This window comes from Marinobacter fuscus, from assembly GCF_003007675.1.
GTDB classification, from domain to species: domain Bacteria; phylum Pseudomonadota; class Gammaproteobacteria; order Pseudomonadales; family Oleiphilaceae; genus Marinobacter; species Marinobacter fuscus.
Genome location: NZ_PXNP01000004.1, coordinates 21,689 through 45,732, shown reverse-complemented (window position 1 = coordinate 45,732; position 24,044 = coordinate 21,689). Strand labels below are relative to the sequence as shown.

Here is a 24,044-nt window from a genome sequence, read left to right as displayed (position 1 = left end):
CTCAGGCTGGGTGTAGGGTGAAGTCGTTCAGCAATATGTCTCGCAGCGTCTCCTCATCACACCACATCAAGGCGTCGAGGATGGACAGGTTCGGAACATAATCGTAGCCATTCTGGCCGTACGGGCGAATAATCGATTCCATAAAGGAGAGACCAATGCCCGCCTCACGGAACTGCGCAGGCTCAAACAGAGCCTGCCCCCCCATTGGGTTAATGTAGTGCTCCGCCCCCATGGCCTTGGCGATCTTGAGCGCCCACTCCCCGGAATGGGCGACCTGATCGATCCCCAGGTCCAGCTCAGAATACACCACGATCTTTGTATTGATGCCAAGATGATCAGCCAGCACCCGGAGACTGTGGGTCAGAAATCTGGACAGGACAGCGTTGGGCGTCCCGATGGCTGATTCAAAAACCGACATGGTTTTCCGAAAGTTCGGCGCACGACGATAGTGAACCAGCTTACCTGTGAGGCTTTTACGCCAGTCACTGCTGTCGTCAATCTCAATGTCATCAATGAAATCGAAACGCCCCCTTTTGCTCAGGGGTACGGTGATGTACTGCCACCCTTTCTCCGGATTGGGGTGCAAAACACGATTGCGATTGACCCACCCCTTGTTCACAAACTGGCAATGATCAAACACAACCCAGGTGTCCGCGTGAGCCATCAGCTGAAAATAGCCCGGATACGGAAAGAAATAGGGCTGCATAACCGCCAGTTTCATTGCCCGCTTCCTGAGGCCCCATGATGGCCATTGGCGGCTTCACGAAGACAGCTCATGATTCGGCCAAAATCCTCATCATTGAGGTCGCTATAGATTGGCAGACAAAGAATTCGCTGGGCGGTATCTGCGGCATTTTCGAACACCGCCGAAGGGTCAAAGTACATTGGAAAATCGGAGACCAGTGGATAGAAATAGCGGCGTACCAGAATCCCCTGCTTTCGGAATTCGGAATAAAGGTCATCCCTGGACAGTGGGAATCTCTCATTTACCAGAACCGGACAATAGGAGTAATTCCACTCAGTGTCGACCGGCTCTTCCATCAGTTGCAGGCCTTCAATACCCATGAGTTCCTCACGATATTTCCGGTACACACTCTGCCGGGCCCGAATGTCGGAATCAATTTTCTCAAGCTGTAACAAGCCCAACGCTGCCTGGAACTCGTTCATCTTGCCGTTGATACCCGGGGCGACCACCGTGGTCTCGTTGGCAAAACCGAAGTTCTTCAGGTAATCGACCCGCTGCTTCGTTTTCTTGTCCTTGAGTATCAGCGCCCCACCCTCGAAGGTGTTAAACACCTTGGTGGCGTGAAAGCTGAGCACGGAAATATCACCTGCCTCCAGGAGGCTCCGGCCCCGGTATCTGACTGCAAACGCATGGGCCGCATCATATATAACGTGCAACCCGTACAGATCGGCGATTCGCTGGATTTCATCAATATTTGCAGGAGTCCCATAGCAATGTACAGGGAGTATGGCTGTGGTCTCCGGGGTGATCGCGGCTTCAATTTTTGAGGCGTCGAGGTTAAAGCTATCCGGCTCGATATCCACGAAAACAGGCTTGAGCTTGTTCCATAACAAAGCATGGGGCGTCGCCGCGAAGGTATAGGGCGTGGTAATCACCTCCCCGGTAACGCGCATGGCTTGCAAAGCGGTTACCAAGGCAATCGTACCATTGGTAAAAAGAGAAAGGTGCTCAACCCCGAGGTATTCGCACAAGCCAGCCTCCAGCGTCTCATGAAGCGGCCCGCCATTGGTCAACCGCCCACTCTTCCAGATGCCCTCAAGCAGAGGCTGCAGCTTTTCCAAATCAGGAAGGCTGGGCCGGGTAACAGTGATCAGGTCATCAGACACAGCGGGAACCCTCAAAAAGTCGTTATTGTTCATCTACTTCAATCCTAGCAATAAACCAAAGCTGCGCTCCACTGAGTTTCCAGAGTTCGTTAGCGGCAATTCTGTTCCCCTCGACAGGCCATTTTATTGACAGAGTGGAGTGCATGTTTGTATCGAGCAACGAATCTGATTTTCAACAAACTGTTTCATATGTATTTTTCACGCTCTGGCATGCGCCTCGCTTATATCGCGAAAACGGCAAATAAACGAATTGTGGCCGGCAAGGGTTCACCGTCAACGCATCAAATGAACCATTCACCGGCGAAGCTGAGCAGGGAGAATAGACATGCCTCAGATCATCAACACCAATATCGCTTCATTGAATGCGCAGCGGAACCTGAACGCGTCACAACGGGATGCCGACACCACCCTTCAGCGCCTTTCTTCCGGCCTCCGAATCAACTCGGCCAAAGATGACGCTGCAGGCCTGGCGATCGCTGAGCGCTTTACCTCTCAGGTTCGCGGGCTCAATCAAGCCGTTCGAAATGCCAACGACGGAGTCTCGCTGGCTCAGGTTGCTGAAGGTGCGCTGGGCGAATCGGGAAACATCGTTCAACGCATGCGGGAACTGGCGGTGCAGGCAGCGAACGCCACCAACTCGGCGTCCGACCGAAAAGCCCTGCAAGCCGAGGTAAACCAGTTAAAACAAGAGCTTGAGCGAATTGCAACAACAACCGAGTTTAACGGCCTGAGGCTGCTGGACGGCACCTTCCAGGCTCAGAAATTCCAGGCTGGGGCAAACGAAAACCAGACCATCTCTGTTTCAATCACGGGAACAAGAATTGACTCCCTTGCCAACAATACACTTGGAACAACCGCCAGCGGTACAGGAACAGGCTCAATAGCGGTATCAACAGCATCAGGCACTGCTCCTGCCGAGAACAATCTCGACCCTCAGAATCTGACAATATCGAGCTCACTGGATGAGCAAACGGTTGCGATTACCGCCTCTGGGGCAACAGCCGAATCCATCGCCGCTGAAGTCAACAAAAAAGCAGAAACCACAGGAGTGTCAGCCTCTGCCAGAACCTCTGTAGACTTTGGACCACTTTTGGCGAGCGGCACCGTTACCATGAAGCTTTCTACTGGCGATGGTAACGAAGCAACGGTATCCGCACAGATCTCCGACACAACAGACATCGAAGCTCTTGCCCGCGAAATTAACGCCAGCAGCGGCAAAACCGGCATAACGGCCGAAGTCGATGGCGGTAAAATGAAGCTCATTCAGGAGAGCGGTAAAGACATTGTTATTGAAGAGTTCACAAACAATGGCGGAGGAACCGTTGTACTAGAGAGCTCTTCCGGAGATACGGCAACGCTCACTAGTGGTGCCACTACTGACAGTGCCCGAATTGCCGGCGAAGTCACATTTGATTCGGCCTCAAGCTTCGCTGTTTCCAGTGACGTAGCCGGACCCACAGGTTTGTTCGCGGCGACAACGGCGTACGGCTCCAGCGCCGAAAAACTGGCGGACATCGATATAAGCGATTTCGAAGGCGCAAGCAGCGCCATGCGAGTGCTCGACTCCGCACTGGAAACAATCAACAGCATCAGGGCAGATCTGGGTGCCGTGCAAAACAGGTTGGAATCAACTATCGCCAACCTGAGCACCACAGCGGAAAACCTGTCTGCTGCCCGTTCACGCATACAGGATGCCGATTTTGCCGCGGAGTCTGCCAACCTGGCCAGAACCCAGGTATTACAGCAGGCTGGCCTCTCGGTACTGGCCCAGGCTAACGCCCGGCCGCAGCAGGTACTGCAGCTCTTGCAAGGCTAATTAGTCGCGCAGCGCAGTAGATCACGAGGTGAACTTCGTGATCTACTGCGACACGTCTAAAAAAAGGTCCGAAAACGACAACCCTTTTAAATCTTTCTCTGAAATGATCATGTCCCGAGGCCGCTCGACACCCCAGTCTATGGCCAGAGTCTCATCATTCCATCGTATGCAGCGTTCGTACTCCGGCGCATAAAAATCCGTACACTTGTACTGAAAGTCCGCGTGGTCACTTCGAACCAGAAAACCATGGGCGAACCCCGGGGGAATCCACATCATCTTGTGATTTGCCTCCGAGAGAACCTCGCCTACCCAGCATCCGAAGGTTGATGAACCGGGCCTGATATCAACGGCAACATCGAACACCTCACCGCGGCTCACCCACACCAGCTTCCCTTGAGGACGCTCGCATTGATAATGCAGTCCTCGCAGTGTGTTTCTGCAGGATCGACTAAAGTTGTCCTGCACAAAGGAAAGGCGCAAACCCCAGTCTTCCAGCGTTTTCTGGTTCCAGGTTTCTTTAAAGTAGCCCCGGCTGTCTCCAAACACCTGCGGGATCAAAACTTTCACATCGGGTATAGCGGTTTCAATAATATCCATGATTTCCCGGGTTTCATGTTTGCATGGCCAGTTTTCTCAGGTAAGCACCGTAACTGTTTTTGTCTAATTTCTCAGCCTGGGCCAGCAACTGCTGCCGATCGATATATCCCATCCGGAACGCCACTTCCTCAAGACAGGCAATTTTCAAACCCTGACGCTTCTCGAGAGTTTCAATAAACCCCGAAGCCTCATACAAAGAGTCAAAAGTACCTGTATCCAGCCAGGCAAAGCCCCTCCCCAGCAGCTCAACATTCAGCTTGCCAGCCTGAAGATACGCCTGATTCACAGTCGTAATTTCCAGCTCGCCCCTGGCCGAGGGTGAAATTGTCTTCGCGATCGACATGACATCGTTGTCGTAAAAATACAAGCCTGTCACCGCATAATCAGATTTCGGAACTTCCGGTTTCTCTTCGATAGACACTGCACGACCACCCTCGTCGAACTCGACCACCCCAAACCTCTCCGGATCCTTCACCTGGTACCCGAAAATCGTAGCCCCGCTTTGTTGAGATGCGGCGTGCTGGAGCTTCTGGCTTAGCCCCTGGCCGTAATAGATGTTATCGCCCAACACCAGACAAACGCTGTCGGCCCCGACAAACGGCGCACCAATAATAAACGCCTGAGCTATCCCTTCGGGCTTTGGCTGAACCGCATAATCAATTTCAATACCAAACTGACTACCGTCACCAAGCAATCTGCGGAAGGTCGGACAATCCTCAGGTGTCGTGATAACAAGAACTTCCCTGATACCGGCCAGCATCAGAACCGAAAGTGGATAGTAAATCATCGGCTTGTCGTAAACGGGAAGGAGCTGCTTGGAAACACCTTGGGTTATTGGATAAAGGCGTGTACCCGAACCACCTGCCAGAATGATGCCCTTCATTTTCGGCTCCGTATCTCACAGTCCATCCATTCATCCACAACCCTGGAAACACCTGCCTCCCACTCCGGCATGCTTAGCCCAAACGCTTGCTCCAGCCGGGACGTCTTCAGGCATGAATTCCGGGGGCGGACAACACCAGCATCATACTCCTCTGCCGTAACCGGGATGATGCTGGCAGTTTCGACAACGGTGTCCTTTTGCCTGGCCCTTAACACGTCTGCGATGAATACAGCATAGTCATACCAGGATGTACTCCCTTTAGCTGTCAGGTGGTACAACCCTAGCAGGTTTCGATTTTTCAATGCTTGTGTCAGGGCATTTGCCGTCACATCCGCGATCAGCTCAGCAGAGGTAGGCGCACCGAACTGGTCTGCGACAACGTTCAACTGATCCCGCTGGTATAAAAGCTTTACCATGGTTGTCAGGAAGTTGTTTCTGCGGGCGGAATACACCCAGCTGGTGCGGAAGATCAGGTAATCACAGCCGCTCTCGATAACAAAGCGATCACCAGCAAGCTTACTCTCGCCGTACACGTTTAAAGGCGACGGAGTCACATCCTCTGTATAGGGAGACAGAGACTTACCGTTGTACACATAGTCTGATGAGAAGTGGACCAACAACGCTCCACATCGTGCCGCCTCCCGAGCCATGACCTCTGGCGCAAGCGCGTTCACCATGAAGGCAGCATCCCGCTCATGTTCTGCGCCAGCCACATTGGTGTAGGCTGCTGCATTTACAATCACATCCGGACACAGATCCCGGACAGCCTTCCTGAGGCCGTCCAGGTTCTGCAAATCACCCGTCTTACCGGGTTTCCGCGCAAGCGCAACAACATCGCCAAGAATGGACAGCGACCGCCTGAGTTCCCAGCCAACCTGGCCATCGCCGCCAAGCAGGAGAATGCGCATCAGTGATCCTCCAAGCGATAGCTGCCGTTTTTAACTCGCTCGCACCATGCCTGATTTTCCAGATACCAGTGAACCGTTTTTCGCAGCCCACTCTCGAATGTCTCTCGCGGCACCCAGCCCAGCTCCCGACGTATTTTGCTGGCATCGATGGCATAGTGCAGATCGTGACCTGGCCGGTCTTGAACAAACGTAACAAGATCCAGAAAACGTTGAACACCTGATGGCTTGCCTCGAACAACGCCCTCTAGGACCTCACAGAGAGCATGAACCAGGTCAACATTGCGCATTTCAGCGTTCCCTCCAATGTTGTAGACCTGCCCCACCTCAGCCTGTGTCAAAACCTGATAGAGTGCTTCCGCATGATCCTCAACGTAAAGCCAGTCCCGAATCTGGCGACCGTCGCCGTAAACTGGCAAAGGCTCTCCGGCCAACGCCCGGGTAATCATCAGCGGGATTATTTTCTCAGGGAACTGGAATGGCCCGTAGTTGTTGGAACAGTTGGTCATCAGCACCGGCAAACCGTAAGTGCGGCTCCAGGCTCTCACCAGGTGATCCGAGCTTGCTTTGCTGGCACTGTAGGGGCTACTCGGGGCATAGGGGGTTGTTTCAGTAAACGCAGTTGCTGCTGAAGACATATCCGCGAGATCACCAAATACCTCGTCGGTGCTCACATGATGAAATCTGAAACACCTTCCTTCGCCCGCTGAAAGGCCAGCCCAGTACTTCCGTGCCGCCTCTAACAGAGTATAGGTACCGACGATGTTGGTCTCGATAAAGACTGCTGGCCCCTGAATGGAACGATCAACATGACTTTCCGCCGCAAGGTGCAGCACCGCACTCGGCTGATATCGCTCAAACACCCGGTCGAGCTGATCACGGTTGCAGATATCGCCTCGCTCGAAAGCAAACCGGCAATGCCCTCGGAGAGCGGACAGGTTGTCGAGGTTTCCGCAATAGGTAAGTTTATCCAACACCACAACGTAGTCATTGGTGTGCTCAACAATATAGCGGGCGACTGCTGAACCTATAAACCCCGCTCCACCTGTTACCAGTATTGTCCTGTGAGTGGTTCCCGCCATTAAAGTCCCGATCTATGCTTGATGATGAGCCTCGAGTATAAACAAAACGCGAAATAAATCTTATACATCGAAGCACAACCACCAGGAACGCCAAGGGCCACCTATTCCGAAATTCGGGAATTTGGGGTCAGACCCCAAGACAATTCACCCCATCAAATGTACCGGGGCCTGACCCCAGCTCCGGCTTTTGGCAAACAGCCGCTCAACCTTCGATAAGCCGGCTATCACTGATGCTTGTTCGAGCGGTGGTGCGCCCAAATCAGGCGATAGTAATCAACCCCTTCGAGATAACGCTTAGAACAGTACATAAGGCTAGCAAACACGGCCAAACTTAATCCAATGAGGCCTGTCAGCGCCATTCCGGTATGGCCATCGACAAACAATATGCCGGAGGCAACCGCTAGCAACAACATATAAAAGCGGTTGTGCCAGACCAGAAACCCGTGACATAAAGTCCAACCTCTGGACAAGAGAAATGTCGGGGTCGCTAGTACGAACATCATTACAGCCAAGAGTGCGAACTCTAAATATATTAGAGCCCGCTCACTCAACCAGCCGGACACAAGCTCAGAAATAGACATTAGGGAAATTGCTATACAAAACACCATTAACATGACAGCTGCAAGCATGTGCCATACCCCGACAGGGAACATCTGGTATTCAGGCATAGCTTTGTCGGAGGGTGTTTTGGTATTTCTATCCATGACTACTCCTCAGAAATAACAGCCACGGCCAGTGTGCGCAAAAAGCCACTAGCAGCACTTCCCGAGAAGCTTAAACCTGCGCCAACGGAATCTTTGATCTGACGTAGTGTGGTTGCTCTAATAGCAGCATTCGAAAAACGTCGTTCGATCTTGCCAGCACGCTCCATCGCTTTTAACGTTTTATTGGAAATACCTGGGGCATTGGATCGGGCAATCTCACGTGACAAATTCCGACGCTGCTGCCGATTCAATCCCATGAGCGCATTACGAGTAGTTATGCCTTGCGCCGTTAGCAGTTTCACACCTCTTACAGTCATCAAACCGGCTGCTGACGCCCCTCCAAGAGAAATCACATCAAGAGCCAGTGTTACGTTTTGATACCACTCCTCGCTATCTAGTTCGTCATTCAGATCTCGCGCATTCACCTCATTTCGCGTCCGGAACAGACTGTTTCCACATTGAAGCGAACTCGCGGTTGCTGCCCCATACGCCATAACAGAAAACACAGCCGACCCACCGCCACTGAACGGTATGGCAGCACTTGAAGTAAACACCACAAACCAACCAATCACAGCGGCACCACAGGAAACAGCAGCTCCTACCGCCTCAGAGACAATTCGGCTTTCTCGCGGGCTGTTCTTGACCTCTGTTATGTAATCGGCTGCAGTCAACCGAGCGGGCGGCTCACGCAGTACGACACGAACGGGTTTAAAGCGACAAATATACTCAAAATCCCGCAGGGTGACTGACGTCCCCCATTCATCCACAAACACCACACCAGCACCGATCAGCGCGGGATCACTGTCGATTGCTTTGAAAAGCTTCTCTTGGTCAAGAGTGTAAGCGAGGCGAGCTTTAAGCTGCTTCTGAGCGAAAGCATTCTGAAAAGGTAAGAGCGTAGCTTCCATTGCACCATCCTCAGCGTCTAACTGTTCATCCATGTAAGCCGCCACATATCTGCGACAAGCAAAATTGTAGACTTAACCTTTCAGTAAAAACAAGCTCCAGACTTTGAGAAGAAGTGAGCAGCTGCCTAAGGGATTCCTTCTACTAACAGCCGACGAACACTTAGCCCGGATTTCTCATAGGTCCCCGGCAAGTCTCGCAGAGTGTCCAGGTTACCGCCATTACCGCTCATTTGCGGCCGAGATTGATTAATAACTGATCAATTTCTGTTGTCCGGACACACGACCCCCTTTCCCCCATTGCGTCGGGCCGGGGGAGCCCGGGCTTCTATCCCGGAACCAGTTGACGTACCAGGTCAGAGAGTTCGTCTTTGTAAGGATAGGCATCGCTCATCAACACCCGTATGCGCCGAGTGTTACGAATGATGACCGCGCCCACCTTGATCAGTTTCAGCCGCAGGTTACCGGCGCTCATTCTCTCGAAGGGCGTCTTCTTCAAGTGGGCCCGTAATCGCTCGAACAACGTGTAGGCAAAGCTCGATAAGAGCAACCGCCACTGATTGGTCCACCACCGCGTGCTGGAGGTGCGATCTGCGAACAGACACAACTGCTGATCCTTGATCCGGTTTTCCATGTCACCCCGGGCACAGTATTGCTCGTAGTAGAGTTTAACGCCGTCGTCGTAACTGAACCTGGGGTTGGCACCGAGTTCGCCTTCCTCCAGACGCGCGATCACCCAGCGGGGGTATTTCCAGGTGTGGGCCTGGTACTGGAACCGGTAGGTGGCAGAGACTTTTTCTCCCAACTCCCCGTGAGCCCTGCGAACCAGCATCGAGGGCACGTCCACCTCCTTGAGCAGCCGGCTGTTTTTGCTGATGCCCACAAGGTAATCCACGTTGTTCCGGTCGCACCAGCTCAGCAATCGGGGACGGTAAAAGCCGCTGTCACCCCGGAACACGATGCGGGTATCCGGCCAGTACTGCCGGATGAACTTCACCAGCAGGGCCAGAATGGCCCAGCTGTGGCGGCTGTCGCTTCGGTTGCTGGTGCGCAGGTAGCTCACCAACAGGTGACGGCCGCAGAACACGTACAGCGGGAAGTAACAATGGTGATCGTAGTAGGCGTTAAAGAACTTGCCGGGCTGGTCGCCATGCACCGGAACGTCGGTGCCATCAAAATCCAGCACAATTTCCTTGGGTGGAGTCTCGTGCTGTTCAATGAAGTGATGCCACAGCAGTTCGTGGGCTTTGACCACCGCCTGCCGGTCCACGCGCTGTTCCATCCGGCACAAGGTCGATTTGCCCGCCAGAATGGCCTCTTCGCCGGTTGCGGTCTGAAGTGCCTGATCAGCGCGTAGCGCCTCGTGATCGTTGAGGTCTTCGTACCCGGCAGCCACGCCAAAGACCCGCTGCCGGACCATGGTTTGAAGCTTGTGGCGAACCAGCGCGGGATTACGGGCATCGTCCAGCACCGTAGCCAGGCGCTGAGTGAGCTGGTGTTGTTTGTCGACTTCGCGAAGCAGGAGCAATCCGGCATCGGAGGTGATGTGGCCACCGGAGAAATCGGCTTCAATTTGGCGGCGAGAGAGTGGCGAGAAGGTCAGTTTTTCAGGTACCATTTCGGATAGCGGCTGTTGGTGCTTGGTGAACGGTGTAAGGCCCTGAAACTATAGCACTTTCAGCCGCTTTCTTTTATCCCCTCATGAGAAATCCGGGTTAGGCCGCTACCCCGGCCCCGTCAGCCTGGTGTAATTCGGGGTCTGACCCCAAGACATTTCTAATTCGGGGTCTGACCCCAAGACATTTCACTTCATCAAATGTACCGGGGCCTGACCCCAGTTCAGGCTTGCCCCCAACTCAGGCCTTGGCAAACAGCCGCTCAAACAGTGCCGTTCGCCGAAGCTGCTGCGGTTCTTCATCCCGCATGCGCGTTTGCTCCGGGCTCAGCTCCAGTAAACCCAGCAAGCGGAACAGCCGAACCACCCGCGAATCCAGCACCCACCGCGCCTGCTGTTCTTCGCTTGCATAGGATTTGGGGTGCGCAGAAAGCGGCAGCATTGGGAAGGCTGCCAGCATGTCGTCCAGGTAGTCTTCAACCGGCAACCAGTCGCCGCCCTTTTCCGCCAGCAGCCATAAGAAGAAGGGGCCAACGATTTGAGCATCTTCCACCCCGTCGTAGCTGTCCATCCAGGCCCAGTTGAGCTCTTTAAAGGCTGTTGTCAGCAAGGCCTGGTAGAACACTGGCCAGCCCTTGGATTGCAGGCGCTTTGCCGCTGTCTTTTTGAGTAGCAACCGGCCTTTTTCCTTACGGGTGTAGCCGGCAAGCTCCAATAGCACGCGAGTGAGCTGCACGCCCAGAATCTGTTCTTCAGAACGCACGGAGCCGTACCCGAGAAACGGCACCACAATCTCAGCGCCTGCTGCTTCAATCATGGCCATTACCTGTTTCAGCGGCAGATTGCCTTTGCCGGTCAGGCGAATGCCCTTGTCACCCAACGCATCCACCAGTACGCGGGCCATTCGCACGATCGGCGCAGAATCCAGCTCTGCTTCAAGCACACTGGCATCCGCCAACGGCTGAAATACGGAGGGGCAGTTCAGCGGGCTTTGCAGCAGTTCATGCATCTGGTTCGGGTTCAGCCCGAGAAAATCCGCTGGCGGCAAGCCGCCAAGTCCGGCGTCGTCAAACAAGCTGTCCCGCTCAGCCAGCAGGTGATTGATCTCTTCAAGATCCACAAATTCCGGGTCAAACACACCACCCCACCACTCGCGGGCATCCTCATGCTCCGGGTGAGCCGGATTATGCATCGCCTCCAGAAACTCAAAATAACCAGGCACCCCGCCCACATCTTCCGGCGGGCACTGGCGCACGGCTTTTGTACAATGCGGCAGTGGGGCACTCTGCCCGCTGGCCGGGAGAATTTTTTCCAGCGTGATCTGGTGCTCCCAACTGTCACCGAAATCATACTCATACCGGATCGACTGGCCTTCCCGCACAAGCACTCCAGACAAAGACACTGCCGATTCATCCAGAAACCCCAGCATGCCGTCTTCGTCTTCTGCGAGATCGCCAATCAATGTGCCGTCCATCACCTGAAACAAATGCAGATGCGACGCCCGCCAGCCCATAGCTACCTGAATTATCCGGTGCAAGTCCTGAAGCGTCGTGTCCGCAGACACCAGCACCCGCCGCCAAACCGGCGGCTTGATGCCTGAAAGCGTTATCTTTACCTGGTAAACAAGGTTGTTCTGCATACAAACCACTCAACTCGGATTTTGGGGTCAGACCCCGGTACATTTCACCCCGCCAAATGTACTGGGGTCTGACCCCAAGGTAAACTGGCACAGCTTTCGCAGTATCTCTGCCAAACCCCGGCAAACCGTCAGAACACTGCAGACCTTTGCCGCTTCGGATATTGGCTGGTTACGAGGTGCTACATGCAAACACAACATCAAAACGCCCACCTTTCCCGCTCGCTTAAGGCGCAGGCTGCTCGGCTGGTTTTGCAGGCGAATCTGGCGTACGGCGAGTCCAATAGCAATGGGCTGTCTTATGTGCAGCGGCTGAAAGCCCGCAAGGAATGCCGGGAGATTCTGCAACAGGCGCTGGCTTTGGAGGCCGATAACGCAGCCGCGCTGGGGTTGCTGGGCCGGGTGGAGATGGATGATGGCCAGCTTGATAAAGCGCACGTGTTGTTCAATGCCAGCCTCACCAGCCAGCCGGGGCAGACGCAGCAGTATTCGAACCTGGGTTACTGGGCCCTGAAAAGCGAGCGCCCCGCCCTGGCAGAACAGTACTTCCTACAGGCGCTGGAGCACGACCGGCAATCCGCCGCCGCTTTTTGCGGCATCGCCCACGCCAAACGCCTGCAGGGTCAGTTCGATGTCGCCTACCTGCATTACCGAAAACTACTGCAAACCGGTTCCCGCTGGGATTCCGTGTATTCCGGAATGCTCACCTGCGCCCAGCGCCTTCAGGTACACAGGGCGGACAGGAGTCTGGCCGAAGACGCCATTGCCCTGCTCGCCAAAGACGGCCTACCGCATCAGGAAATCGGCCGGTTTGTGGGCGCCGTGATTCAGCAGCAGTACGATCTGGACAACACCAACGCGGAAGTGGTGCTGGATGCGGCCGCCGAAGACGAACTACTGTTACTGGCCCTTCGCAAAACGCTGATGCCAAACGCGGCCGTTGAAGAACTGGTCGCACTGCTTCGCCGGGCAGTGATGGCGGAAGTGGCGCAAACCGCCAGCCTGCGGGATGAACTGCAGCCACTGTGCCTGGCCCTGGCCGAATACGCCGACAGAACCGGTTACGCCCTGGCCGCCGAAGATGACGAAGAACGCCTTGCCGCCACGATCAACGACAGCATCGTAGCGCAGTTTTCACTGGGAGAGCCTCAGGACGCACTCATCGGTTCGCTGATGATCAGCGCCATGTACGGCGCCCTGTTCCACCAGAGTTTCGCCGTTCAGCTTGGCCAATGGAACCTGGTGGACTGGCCGCTGGCCATGCAGCCGATGATGGCCGCCAGCTATTACCACCGGGCCGAAGAAGAAGCCATCAAACAGAACTTCGATGAGAAAGCCGAAGAGCTCTGCCTGGCTAAAACCGACGTGCCCCAGGCCTGGCCTGCGTGGAGCCAGTTGGCGTATCGCACCGAAACCAGCCTGAAAGCGGTGATGGCACAGGAACTCGGCTTGCAGACAGAACAACTGCCCGACACCCTACGGGTTCTGGTCTGCGGCGCCCAGTCTGGCCAGCGCGCCCTCGAACTGGCCCAGTATCTGGATGATGTGGAAGTGATTGCGGTAGACGAATCCCTGGCCAACATCGCCAAAGGCACCCGCATGGCGCAGCGTCTGAACATGGACAACGTGGTGTTTTGGCCCTGGTCGATCGCCCAGCGGTTTGTGGCCGATGGCCATCAGGTGAATTGGGTGGAAGTGGGCCGCCTGCCCTCACCCGCCATGACCGAACTTTCGCTCGGCGCGCTGGTTAATGCCGCAACCGCCCGTGGTGCGATTGTGCACATGCACACCAGTATGGCGGAGCAAACCAAAGGTGACCGGCAAATCCGCCGCCTGGTGGCAGAGCATCAACTATCCCCCACACAAACGTCGCTGCGACAACTTCGACGTATGGTGCTGGCCAACCCCCAGGATGGCATCTGGGCCGAGCTGCTTCAGGATGAAAACTTCTACAGCCTTGGCGGCTGCCGAGACCGCTGGTTCCGCCCGCAGGATGACCGGCAACTGCGGGAACTGCTGGGGCTGGTAAGCAATGAAGTGGAATGGAAATTGGTAAAAGCCAGAGATGAAGACGGCCACAGCCTGGCTACCGCCCCGGTTCAGAAGCAAATTCAGGCAGAAGCGTTGGGGAGTGAAGTACAGAGTTTAATGGGGCAGAGCTTGAGTGTTTACTTTCAGCGGCGGCGGTGAGTGTTTGTTTTATCCACCTCTCCCCCTCTCCCCAACCCCTCTCCCTCCGGGGGAGAGGGGCTTTACTGATGTAGCCTGCGAGGTTGGAGGATTGCCTCCCCCTCTCCCCAACCCCTCTCCCTCCAGGGGAGAGGGGCTTTACTGATGTAGCCTGCGAGGTTGGAGGATTACCTCCCCCTCTCCCCAACCCCTCTCCCTCCAGGGGAGAGGGGCTTTACTGATGTAGCCTGCAAGGTTGGAGGATTGCCTCCCCCTCTCCCCAACCCCTCTCCCTCCGGGGGAGAGGGCTTTACTGCACCGGTTTGCGGGATTAGCTCCCCTCTCCCCTCGCGGGAGAGGGGCCGGGGGAGAGGGGGAAAGTCTTCGCTACCACCTTCACTCGCCACCCTCTTCAACCGCCTCATATATCACTGAAAGCACCACATCCAACTGCTTTAAAATATCGTGATTCCAGAATCTCAGAACCTTGTAGCCACGGGAGCGCAACCACTCATCCCGCACCTGGTCGGTTTCGGATTGATGGTGCTGGCTGCCATCCGCTTCAACGATGATTTTGGAACCGAAATGTATAAAGTCGACGATGTAGGGGCCAAGTGGTTGCTGCCTGCGAAAGCGTTTTCCGTTCAGGCGGTAGGCGCGTAAGTGGAACCAGAGGCGCTTTTCCGCCTCCGTCATGTTTTTGCGGAGTTGTTTGGCGAAGTTTGTCTGGTTCATTGCCTTCCCTGGCTGGTGGTGTGTACTCTCTCCCCCCTCTCCCCAACCCCTCTCCCTCCAGGGGAGAGGGGCTTTACTTTTGTAGCCTGCGAGGTTGGGAGGGTTGCCTCCCCCTCTCCCCAACCCCTCTACCTCCGGGGGAGAGGAGCTTTACTTATGTAGCCTGCGAGGTTGGAGGGGGCGCCTCCCCCTCTCCCTCCGGGGGAGAGGGGCTTACTGCATCGGTTTGCGGGTTTAGCTCCCCTCTCCCCTCGCGGGAGAGGGGCCGGGGGAGAGGGAGGCGGGGCAAGCAATCCATCACACCCCAAAGCCCCCTCCCCCTACATATAAGGAATCAACGACTCCCCATACAAATGCAAATCTTCCAGTATCTGCTGTCTTTTCGGCGTCAGTTCCGGATCGGCGGCCAGTCGCTGCAGTTCCAGGCCGTAGGCTTCCAGCGAGCGCCAGCCTTTTTTCGGTTGCATCAGGCGTTCGGTTCGGAACTGTTCCCAGCGTTCCATGTCTTCGCCGCTCAGGGTATTCGGGTAGTTGCGGGCGCGGTAGCGGAAGAGCATTTCGGGCAGGCGGGGGTCTTCAAAGCGCACTTCCTGTTCGCCCAGGGTCTCCACCGGTTGGGTCAGCAGCCAGTTGAGTTTCTCCCGGTCGGTTTTGCTGATGAAGCCGCCTGCGTATAGCTGTTCATCCGGGTCGGTCAGGTCGCTGCCCTGAAAATCCTGCTCGAAAGCCTCGGCAATTCGGGCAGGCAAATCCGGGGCTTTACGGAGTTTGGCGAGATTCACGCGCAGCACATCGCCATCCAGTTCCAATTCCGCCAGCCGTTCCGGGGTGAGCGTCGACAGCATGTTGGCGGGCACCAGTATTGGGCACTTGTTCAGCTGAACGCCTTTCAAGGGGAAGCGTTTTACCCCCTCCCCCAACTCCGCCTGAGAAGTAAACACCCGCTCGCGGATTTGCTCCACCGATGCATTAATCAGCTCTTCGGGGTCTTCCCGCAGGTCATACACGATTACCTGATTTTTATTGCTCAGGCTGTCAGCGATGGGTGCCACCAGGGCACAGCACCCCCGCGCAGACGAATACTTGGCAGAAACATGAAACACAGGCTTCATGGTGGCGGTATCCAGCATCTGCCGGGCGGAGTGTTTGTCTTTGTTGTTCAGCACAAAGTCGAACAGCTTCGGCTGCTTTTCCTTGATCAGTTTAGCCACGGCAATGGTGGCCAGCACATCCGACATGGCGTCGTGGGCGGCCTCGTGGGCAATGCCGTTGGCCACCGTCAGCTCTTCCAGACGAAAGCTGGGGCTGCCGTCTTCTTTTTTCGGCCAGTTGATGCCGTCCGGGCGCAGCGCGTAGGTCAGGCGCACCATGTCGATGATATCCCAGCGGGAGTTGCCGTTCTGCCATTCCCGGGCGTAAGGGTCGCGCAGGTTTCGGTACAGGGTGTGGCGGGTAACTTCATCATCAAAGCGCAGGCTGTTGTAGCCCACCGCACAGGTACCGGGCTGGCTGAAGGCTTCATTGATCTGGGCGATAAACTCCGCTTCCGGGTAGCCGTCTTCCAAGGCTTTTTGCGGGGTGATGCCGGTAATCAGGCAGGCTTCGGGCGCGGGCAGGTAATCGTCTGCCGGTTTGCAGTAGATAACCAGTGGATCCTCAATCACATTCAGGTCGGCATCGGTGCGAACACCGGCAAACTGGGAAGGCCGGTCGTGTACCGGGTCTACCCCAAAGGTTTCGTAGTCGTGCCAGTAAAAGGAACGGATCAAAGGAAGACTCCTGCTATCGCTCTTTGAAGAGACTGGAGTCTACCAAAATCAAAACAGCTTCGTCCCCATATCCACCTGATGCGTACGCAGGCGCTCGACGCCGTTGGGCCCGGTTAGCTGGCTCATATCGACTGTCATATTGGTTGGCAGGTTGATATAGACACCCTTCCCCACGGCGATGCTGTTTGCGCCGTCCAGAGTCTGCCAGGTCACGGAATCGTCCCGCTGGAACCCGACAAAGAAACCATCGGTGAAGCCAATGGTGCCGTCTGTGCTGCCGTTGTCTTCGCCCACGGTAATAGACTGCAGGCGATTAAGCGGCGCACAGCCGGTGCCGGTAGTGCAGTCGGCGCCTGCTACACCGATGTGGGTCGCCCGATAGTTGGTGGCATTAGAGGATGCATCGTAAAGCACCGCATCCTGTACGGCACCGGTCGAATCCTTGAGTTTCAGCCCGATGTTGCCGCTGAAACTACTGGTATTGGACGACATGGAACCGCGCGCCTGGGCGAACCCCATCCGGAACCCCGCCAGGCCGGTGGCATCGTTGGCAAGTTCGATGTAGGGCTTGTGGGCCTCAAAAGGAATGGCATCACCGGCGCTGTAGGTCTGGCCATTGAAGGTTTCACCATCCGCCCGGGCAATATGCCCGAGGGCGACATGGGTGGCTGAAAAGTCGCTGCCGCCGTTCAACTGGCCAAGCTCGACATTGTCAATGTTCAGCCGGGTCTCGACATCCATGGTCAGCGTCATGCGCGTGAACTCATGGTTCTGCCCGGCAATATTTTCGATATTCATGAAGCCCTGCCCCGTCACCTGCCCCAGCGCATTATCAGAAACGGGCGTCAGCTCAGCCCGGGACAGCGGTGTAACGGCCAGTGAAAATGCGGCAAGCAGAGCGCATCCGTACGCAGGCGTTGTCATAGCGTGCATCTCTTATTGTTGTCGTGAGCCAACCAGATACCCGACTTCAATCCGGCGAACACCTGGAGTCTGCCAGCAGGCCATCTGTTATTGTTTGTAACAATCTGTTTCTTTTTGACCACAACCGCACTATATCCGAACTGCCCTCGTACATTGAGTGAGGCATTTCACATTCGGGCATTACCAACACGTCATCCCATGGTCAGGTTGCCCTCTCCATATATCGCTATACTTCCGTAACAGAGAAACCGGATCTCAACAGCCAAAAATAAGTAGCCGAAATGGACACAAAAACCATTTCTGATACACTATCACTTCTTTCCAAGAGCCTGATGTACGGCACACCATGACCACCAGAATCCTCATCTGCGACGACTCTTCCCTGGCCCGAAAACAAATGGCCAGAGCTCTCCCACCCGGCCTTGCCGATGAAGTTCTGTTTGCCAACAACGGCAAAGAGGCATTGGCCATCCTCAGGGAGCAACGGGCCGAGTTGTTGTTTCTGGATCTGAACATGCCAGAGATGGACGGCTACCAGGTGCTCGAGTGCATTCGGGCCGAAGACCTGAAAGTTTTAACCGTTGTCGTCTCCGGTGATATCCAGCCGGAAGCACGGGAGCGGGTTCAAAAACTCGGGGCCATTGATTTCATCCGCAAGCCCACGGAAACAGCCCTGGTTTCCCAGTTACTCGAAGAATACGGTTTCTATCGCCCCGGCGACCTTGAACACCTGGCCCGCGAGGACAGCAAACTGCACAACCGGTTGGCGCCCGCGCCGAACATTCCGGTCAATCTGAGTGACTATCTGCAGGAGATTGCCAACGTTGCCATGGGCCGTGCCTCCGACCTGCTGGCAAGATTGCTCAAAGTCTTTGTGCAGCAGTCCATTCCGAAAGTCGCGGTGATTGCCCACTCAGAGCTTTATATGGCCATCTCGGCCGCAGATCGTTCGGAAAACTACTCGGCCGTGTGCCAGGGCTTTACCGGTGCCGGCATGTCGGGCGAAGCCTTGCTGTTGTTCGAAGACGCCAGCTTCCGGGAAATGGCCGAACTGCTGCACTACGATGAAGTGGACGGTGAACAGGTCAACGTGGAAGTCCTGATGGACATGTCCAGCATTCTGTTCGGTGCCTTCATGAACGGCATTGGCGACCAGCTGGACCTGAAACTCGGCCTTGGCCACCCAACCGTTCTCGGCCAGCATCGCCCGATCAACGAATTGCTGGAACACCACAGCACCCGGGAAGAACAACTGCTGTGCATTGAAATCAGTTACTGTATCGAGAACAGCGATATCGAATGCAACATGCTCATTCTGCTAACCGAAGATTCGGTTCCCTTTCTTGAAAAACGTCTGGCGTACCTGGTGGACTGACCATGGCTCTTAATCAGAACAGTAATGAGTTCCACTGGCTGATGGACATGCTGGAGTCCGTTGAAGTCGGCCTGGTGGTACTGGATCTGAACTTTCATGTTCAGGCGTGGAATGGCTTTATGGAACACCACAGCGGGATCACGGCCAGCCGCATTCAGGAGAAGAACCTGTTTGAAGTGTTTCCGGACATCCCCCAGGCCTGGCTTACCCGAAAGGTCGACGCCGTTGCGATGCTCAACACCCGGGCCTTCACCTCCTGGGAGCAGCGCCCTTACCTGTTTCGCTTTCGCAACACCCGGCCGATCACCGGCACTGAGGAGTTCATGTTCCAGAACCTGACCATCAGCCCTATTACCGGCAGCAATGGCCAGGTTGAAAAAGTGTGCCTGCTGATTTACGACGTCACCGAATTTGCCAGCAGCAAGCGTGCTCTGGAACGAGCCAACGAACAGCTCGCCAAGCTCAGCATGACCGACCGCCTGACCGGGCTGCTCAATCGTGGTACCTGGGAGAACCTGGTAGACGCCGAATACGAACGGTTTCGCCGCTACAGCCAGGCCACCAGCCTGGTGATGCTCGACATCGACCACTTCAAATCGGTGAACGATAGCTACGGGCACCTGGCCGGTGATGAAGCCATCCGCCAGGCGGCGGCTGTGATCAAGAACAATATCCGGCAATCCGACAGTGCCGGGCGTTATGGCGGCGAAGAGTTCGGCATTGTCCTGCCGGAGACCGATGCCGAGAACGCCCGCGTGATCTGCGAACGCATACGACAAACCGTGGAAAAACTGGTGATAGACACCCCGCCTGGAACGATACGGTTTACCGTCAGCCTGGGCGTATGCCAGCTCACCGAAGAACCGGAAAACTACATGCAGTGGATGCAAAAAGCCGATGAGGCTTTGTATCAGGCCAAAGAGAGCGGGCGAAACCGGGTGGTGGTTGGGTAACGCCCCCCGCGTGCTGGCGGGAGGCGCTTGATATCAGGCCTGCTGCCAGCTCTGGACAGCTTCCTTACCGTACTTCTCACGCCAGGCGTTCAGCGTTTTGTGGTTGCCACCCCGGGTCTTCACCTCTTCGCCGGTATGCGGGTTGGTGTAGGTTTTCATCGGGCGCTTGGCACGAGTCCCAGACGCAGATTCACCTTTAACACCGGCAACAGACGGGTCGATTGCCGCCAGAATCTGCAGCACATCTTTGGGCGACTTTTCGTAATTCTCCATCAGATTACGAACATCACGTTCAAAATCCAGCTGGCTTTTGAGTGCCTGGTCTTTTTCAAGCTGCTCCAGCTCGGAGGCCAGCTTTTCCATCAGCTGCTTTTTCTGGTAGTAATCGTTGATCTTTGCCATAAATATAAAACCTTTTGTGTACGGGTTTTAACTGCACAATGAATATGACGAATTGTCGCCGACAATATTAATCAACTTATTAACACAAGGCAAAATAATTTATCTACGTGTAATAAAAAAGCTGACGCCAGGGCCAGCTTTGAGTATCAACAACACGCATATTACAGTCTTAAATCGGCGTCTCCTAACGGAAGCACACCTTTCAGATCAAACAGCACACCCTTGTCGTGCGTAAATGTACGTAACTCAGCTGCGGTCAGGGCGGCATATTCCCGGTGTGGAACCGCAAGAAACACAGCATCATAGGAGCCAGGCGCCGGTTTATCCGTGAGGGTTATACCATATTCATGCAATGCTTCGGCACTATCTGCCCAGCAGTCTGTCACATCCACCTGGCACCCAAAATCCCTCAGCTCGTCAATAACATCTATCACCCGGGTATTGCGCAAATCCGGGCAATTCTCTTTAAAGGTTAAACCCATCACCAAAACACGGGAATCGGCAATCGTATGCCCTTTCCTGATCATGGCTTTGACCAGCTCGGCGGCTGCGTAAGGCCCCATATTATCGTTTACGCGGCGGCCCGCCAGGATAATCTCCGGATGATAACCAATGGCCTGAGCCTTATGGGTCAGATAATAAGGGTCCACACCAATACAATGGCCGCCCACCAGGCCGGGCTTGAATGGCAGGAAGTTCCACTTGGTACCGGCAGCCGCCAGCACCTCGTGGGTATCAATTCCCAGCCGCGCAAAGATCATCGACAGCTCATTCATCAAGGCAATGTTCAAGTCCCGCTGGGTATTTTCAATAACCTTGGCCGCTTCGGCCACTTTAATTGAACTGGCCTTATGGGTGCCCGCCGTAATGATACTGGCATAAAGCGCGTTTACTTCTTCCGCAACTTCAGGGGTTGAGCCCGAGGTTACTTTCATAATGGTTGTTACGCGGTGCTCTTTATCCCCCGGGTTAATTCGTTCGGGGCTGTAACCGGCATAAAAATCTTTGTTAAAGCTCAGGCCCGAGACTTTTTCCAGCACCGGCACACAAACTTCTTCCGTTGCACCCGGGAATACGGTTGATTCATAAATAACAATATCACCGGGCTTGAGCACCTTGCCCACACTTTCACTGGCTTTTATCAGAGGGGTAAGGTCGGGAGTTTTATATTCATCAATGGGAGTGGGTACGGTAACGATGTATATCTCGCTTTCAGCTACATCTTCCAGGCAATCGGTGAATGACAAATACCTGGCTGCCGCCAACTCATCACCCGACACTTCCCGGGTAACATCAATACCATTCTTAAGTTCCGCAATGCGCCGGGTATTAACATCAAAACCAATAACCTCACGGTTTTCACCAAACGCAACAGCCAGAGGCAAACCTACGTAACCGAGGCCGACGATCGTAATCCTTTTCATAATCCCTCCACAATCGTGTCGGAATCGGCCCCCTTGGATGAGTTAAGACCCGACGTCTGTAAGCTCTTTATATACACGGAAGTATTCGCTTCCGACGTTGTCGCCGGAAAACCGAGATTCCAACCGCTGGCGACCCGCACGCCCCATCCTGGAGGCGAGCTCCGGATCATCGTGAAACTTTAGCATGGCTTCGGCTAACTCAGTCGCACTCCCGGGCGAGACCACATAGCCGGTTTCACCATGTTGGTTCACAAAACTGGTGCCCGTGCCTATCTCGCAGGAAATCAACGGCCTTGAATACCACTGCCCCTCAAGCAAGGTTACGCCGAACGCTTCGGAGCGCAGCAGCGAAGGAAACGCCACCGCACGACAAAGAGTAAACAACGCGGCTTTTACTTCATCCGACACAAACCCTGCAAACGTTACGGTACTGGCACCCAGCTCTTCAGCCCTCAGCTTCAGCCGGTGCTCCTCTGGCCCGGTCCCGGCAATCACCACCGGCAAGCCTGTTTGCGCAGCGGCTTCCAGCAACACATGAAGGCCTTTGTAATAACGCAGCACGCCAACGAAAAGGAAAAAGCCCTCGCCATAGGCCGCACGTACTGCTTCAAGCGCATCCGCCGTCGCCGCCTGGTAGGTATCGAGGGTCAACCCCAGAGGGATTACCTCGCACTTTTCGCTGAATCGCTGAAGCACAGGGCTGGTTTTTTGATAACCCGGTGAGGTCGCCACCAGCCTGTCTGCCCGAGACAAAAACCAGTGCCTCAGGGGGCTATACACCACATCCAGCACACGTTGGCGAAGAATATCAGAATGATAGGTAACAACGACAGGTTTGTTCACACCTGAAAGCAGATGTACCAAGTCGGCAAACGGCCAGGGGTAGTGAATGTGTATCACATCTGCCCACTCGGCCTGCTCCCGATACACCCGAAAAGCTGCCGCCCCCATAGAACAGGAGGCGGGTTCCCACTGCAGCGGCACACGGATTACCCGCGCCTCAGGCCGCTCCAGTGTGTCCAGATTGCTTACCGGTGCCAGTGTCAGCACCCGATGCTCGGCGCCGTGCTTCCTGGTGGCTACGCAAATCTGCCGGATTGCTTCCTCTGCACCACCCTGGGTAGCAGGAAAATAGGTACGGTAAAATTGCAGAACCTTCAAAGCACGGCACCCGACTTCATCCGTTAATTCTCACTGATCAGAATGAAGTGCCCTGGGCGTTTCTGCGCAGATCAGCCTCTACCATCATCGCGCACAGGTCTTCCAGAGACGTTTTGGCCTCCCAGCCCAGCTCGTCCCGCGCCAGCGACGGATCGCCGATCAGCAGATCAACTTCTGCAGGCCGGTAGAACTCGGGGTTCACCTGTACAATCACCTTGCCGGATGCCGTATCAACCGCCTGCTCGGCCTCACCCTCGCCACGCCACTCAATACCGATATCAGCGGCTTTGCAGGCCATGGCCACAAAATCACGAACGGTTTCGGTGCGATTGGTAGCCAGTACGTAAGTGCCCGGTTCATCAACCTGCAACATACGCCACATACCCTCTACGTAATCGCGGGCGTAACCCCAGTCCCGGCGGGCGTCCAGGTTACCAAGCTCAAGCAAGTCGGCTTTCCCGAGCTTGATCCTGGCGATGGTGTCGGTGATCTTGCGAGTCACAAATTCGCGCCCACGCAGGGGGGATTCGTGATTGAACAGAATACCGCTGGTGCCGAAAATATCGTAGGACTCGCGATAGTTTACGGTCATCCAGTGAGCATACAGCTTGGCAACACCGTAGGGACTGCGCGGATAAAAAGGTGTTTGCTCAGACTGGGGAATGCTTTGAACCTTCCCGAACATCTCAGACGTCGAAGCCTGATAAAAACGGATGCGCGGGTTCACAATGCGGATAGCTTCCAGCAGGTTAACCGCCCCAAGCCCGGTAATGTTCGCCGTGGTGACGGGCTGGTTGAACGACACGCCCACAAAGCTCTGGGCGGCCAGGTTGTAGACCTCGTCAGCCTCTGTGGTTTGCATCAGGCGGATACTGTCAGACAAGTCGGTAAGATCATACTCAACCAGTTTGAGTTCCGGATGATCCTGAATGCCCAACTCCTCGATGCGCCAAAAATTGACGGAACTTGATCGACGGAACGTACCGTAAACACGGTAGCCTTTTTCAAGGAGCAACTGCGCCAAGTATGCGCCATCTTGCCCTGTAATCCCGGTAATCACCGCCTTTTTCTTAGCCATATCTCAACTCATCGTAAATATCGAAAATTCCGCACAGCTGCCGCACCAAAGCGGTTAGCC

At 55.1% G+C, this 24,044-nt stretch carries 21 protein-coding genes; 4 read left to right on the top strand and 17 right to left on the bottom strand.

From position 1 onward, the window contains the following. Nucleotide 1 precedes the first annotated feature (1 nt). On the bottom strand, nucleotides 2–721 hold the full coding sequence (locus C7H09_RS00230) for a WbqC family protein (protein ID WP_106760680.1): 720 nt from the start codon (nucleotides 719–721) through the stop codon (nucleotides 2–4). Further along, complete coding sequence (locus tag C7H09_RS00225) at nucleotides 718–1,884, bottom strand: DegT/DnrJ/EryC1/StrS family aminotransferase (RefSeq protein ID WP_165794757.1); 1,167 nt, start codon at nucleotides 1,882–1,884, stop codon at nucleotides 718–720. The genes C7H09_RS00230 and C7H09_RS00225 overlap by 4 nt, the downstream gene beginning before the upstream one ends. A gap of 292 nt (nucleotides 1,885–2,176) precedes the next feature. On the opposite strand from C7H09_RS00225, the gene C7H09_RS00220 reads away from it, so the two are divergent. Further along, nucleotides 2,177–3,667 carry a flagellin N-terminal helical domain-containing protein gene (locus tag C7H09_RS00220; RefSeq protein ID WP_106760679.1) on the top strand — a complete coding sequence of 497 codons (1,491 nt, stop codon included), beginning with the start codon at nucleotides 2,177–2,179 and terminating at the stop codon, nucleotides 3,665–3,667. Between the two features lie 42 nt (nucleotides 3,668–3,709). Here C7H09_RS00220 and rfbC read toward each other — a convergent pair whose 3' ends face one another. The 8 genes from rfbC to C7H09_RS00180 all read right to left on the bottom strand — a co-directional run bounded on the left by rfbC (nucleotide 3,710) and on the right by C7H09_RS00180 (nucleotide 11,997). Next, a complete protein-coding gene (gene rfbC / locus C7H09_RS00215; RefSeq protein WP_106760678.1) occupies nucleotides 3,710–4,264 on the bottom strand; it encodes a dTDP-4-dehydrorhamnose 3,5-epimerase in 555 nt (184 codons plus the stop codon). Nucleotides 4,265–4,277: 13 nt separating this feature from the next. Then, a complete protein-coding gene (rfbA, locus tag C7H09_RS00210; protein WP_106760677.1) occupies nucleotides 4,278–5,147 on the bottom strand; it encodes a glucose-1-phosphate thymidylyltransferase RfbA in 870 nt (289 codons plus the stop codon). Continuing rightward, nucleotides 5,144–6,055 (bottom strand): dTDP-4-dehydrorhamnose reductase, encoded by a 912-nt coding sequence (rfbD, locus tag C7H09_RS00205; RefSeq protein ID WP_106760676.1) that lies wholly within the window; start codon nucleotides 6,053–6,055, stop codon nucleotides 5,144–5,146. The genes rfbA and rfbD overlap by 4 nt, the downstream gene beginning before the upstream one ends. Further along, nucleotides 6,055–7,134: a dTDP-glucose 4,6-dehydratase gene (rfbB, locus tag C7H09_RS00200; RefSeq protein ID WP_106760675.1), complete on the bottom strand. Its 1,080-nt coding sequence runs from the start codon at nucleotides 7,132–7,134 to the stop codon at nucleotides 6,055–6,057. The genes rfbD and rfbB overlap by 1 nt, the downstream gene beginning before the upstream one ends. 224 nt (nucleotides 7,135–7,358) lie before the next feature. Further along, nucleotides 7,359–7,838 (bottom strand): hypothetical protein, encoded by a 480-nt coding sequence (locus C7H09_RS00195; protein WP_106760674.1) that lies wholly within the window; start codon nucleotides 7,836–7,838, stop codon nucleotides 7,359–7,361. A 2-nt stretch (nucleotides 7,839–7,840) separates the two neighbouring features. Continuing rightward, nucleotides 7,841–8,779: an Ssp4 family T6SS effector gene (locus tag C7H09_RS00190; RefSeq protein WP_106760673.1), complete on the bottom strand. Its 939-nt coding sequence runs from the start codon at nucleotides 8,777–8,779 to the stop codon at nucleotides 7,841–7,843. Between the two features lie 292 nt (nucleotides 8,780–9,071). After that, the gene (locus C7H09_RS00185; protein WP_106760672.1) at nucleotides 9,072–10,361 is read right to left on the bottom strand and encodes an IS1380 family transposase; all 1,290 of its coding nucleotides are present in this window, start codon (nucleotides 10,359–10,361) and stop codon (nucleotides 9,072–9,074) included. 238 nt (nucleotides 10,362–10,599) lie between these two features. Beyond that, nucleotides 10,600–11,997: a plasmid pRiA4b ORF-3 family protein gene (locus tag C7H09_RS00180; RefSeq protein ID WP_106760671.1), complete on the bottom strand. Its 1,398-nt coding sequence runs from the start codon at nucleotides 11,995–11,997 to the stop codon at nucleotides 10,600–10,602. A gap of 183 nt (nucleotides 11,998–12,180) precedes the next feature. Between C7H09_RS00180 and C7H09_RS00175 the strand changes: the two genes are divergently transcribed. Beyond that, nucleotides 12,181–14,184: a tetratricopeptide repeat protein gene (locus C7H09_RS00175; protein WP_106760670.1), complete on the top strand. Its 2,004-nt coding sequence runs from the start codon at nucleotides 12,181–12,183 to the stop codon at nucleotides 14,182–14,184. A 375-nt stretch (nucleotides 14,185–14,559) separates the two neighbouring features. On the opposite strand, the gene C7H09_RS00170 is transcribed toward C7H09_RS00175, so the two are convergent. The 3 genes from C7H09_RS00170 to C7H09_RS00160 form a co-directional block, all read right to left on the bottom strand. After that, nucleotides 14,560–14,898, bottom strand: coding sequence for an endonuclease domain-containing protein (locus C7H09_RS00170; protein ID WP_106760669.1), 339 nt, complete (start codon nucleotides 14,896–14,898; stop codon nucleotides 14,560–14,562). A gap of 320 nt (nucleotides 14,899–15,218) precedes the next feature. Beyond that, nucleotides 15,219–16,667 (bottom strand): exodeoxyribonuclease I, encoded by a 1,449-nt coding sequence (sbcB, locus tag C7H09_RS00165; protein ID WP_106760668.1) that lies wholly within the window; start codon nucleotides 16,665–16,667, stop codon nucleotides 15,219–15,221. A gap of 48 nt (nucleotides 16,668–16,715) precedes the next feature. Continuing rightward, entirely contained in the window at nucleotides 16,716–17,591 is an 876-nt protein-coding gene (locus C7H09_RS00160) for a hypothetical protein (RefSeq protein ID WP_106760667.1), read from the bottom strand. 346 nt (nucleotides 17,592–17,937) lie between these two features. On the opposite strand from C7H09_RS00160, the gene C7H09_RS00155 reads away from it, so the two are divergent. Together C7H09_RS00155 and C7H09_RS00150 are read left to right on the top strand one after the other, a co-directional pair. After that, nucleotides 17,938–18,966, top strand: coding sequence for a response regulator (locus tag C7H09_RS00155; RefSeq protein ID WP_106760666.1), 1,029 nt, complete (start codon nucleotides 17,938–17,940; stop codon nucleotides 18,964–18,966). 2 nt (nucleotides 18,967–18,968) lie between these two features. Beyond that, entirely contained in the window at nucleotides 18,969–19,919 is a 951-nt protein-coding gene (locus tag C7H09_RS00150) for a GGDEF domain-containing protein (protein ID WP_106760665.1), read from the top strand. A gap of 33 nt (nucleotides 19,920–19,952) precedes the next feature. Here C7H09_RS00150 and C7H09_RS00145 read toward each other — a convergent pair whose 3' ends face one another. The 4 genes from C7H09_RS00145 to gmd all read right to left on the bottom strand — a co-directional run bounded on the left by C7H09_RS00145 (nucleotide 19,953) and on the right by gmd (nucleotide 23,984). After that, nucleotides 19,953–20,321 (bottom strand): histone-like nucleoid-structuring protein, MvaT/MvaU family, encoded by a 369-nt coding sequence (locus tag C7H09_RS00145; RefSeq protein WP_106760664.1) that lies wholly within the window; start codon nucleotides 20,319–20,321, stop codon nucleotides 19,953–19,955. Nucleotides 20,322–20,482: 161 nt separating this feature from the next. After that, nucleotides 20,483–21,745 carry a Vi polysaccharide biosynthesis UDP-N-acetylglucosamine C-6 dehydrogenase TviB gene (tviB, locus tag C7H09_RS00140; RefSeq protein WP_106760663.1) on the bottom strand — a complete coding sequence of 421 codons (1,263 nt, stop codon included), beginning with the start codon at nucleotides 21,743–21,745 and terminating at the stop codon, nucleotides 20,483–20,485. Between the two features lie 42 nt (nucleotides 21,746–21,787). Beyond that, nucleotides 21,788–22,906: a glycosyltransferase gene (locus C7H09_RS00135; RefSeq protein WP_106760662.1), complete on the bottom strand. Its 1,119-nt coding sequence runs from the start codon at nucleotides 22,904–22,906 to the stop codon at nucleotides 21,788–21,790. A gap of 37 nt (nucleotides 22,907–22,943) precedes the next feature. After that, nucleotides 22,944–23,984: a GDP-mannose 4,6-dehydratase gene (gmd, locus tag C7H09_RS00130; RefSeq protein ID WP_106760661.1), complete on the bottom strand. Its 1,041-nt coding sequence runs from the start codon at nucleotides 23,982–23,984 to the stop codon at nucleotides 22,944–22,946. Between the last annotated feature and the right edge of the window lie 60 nt (nucleotides 23,985–24,044).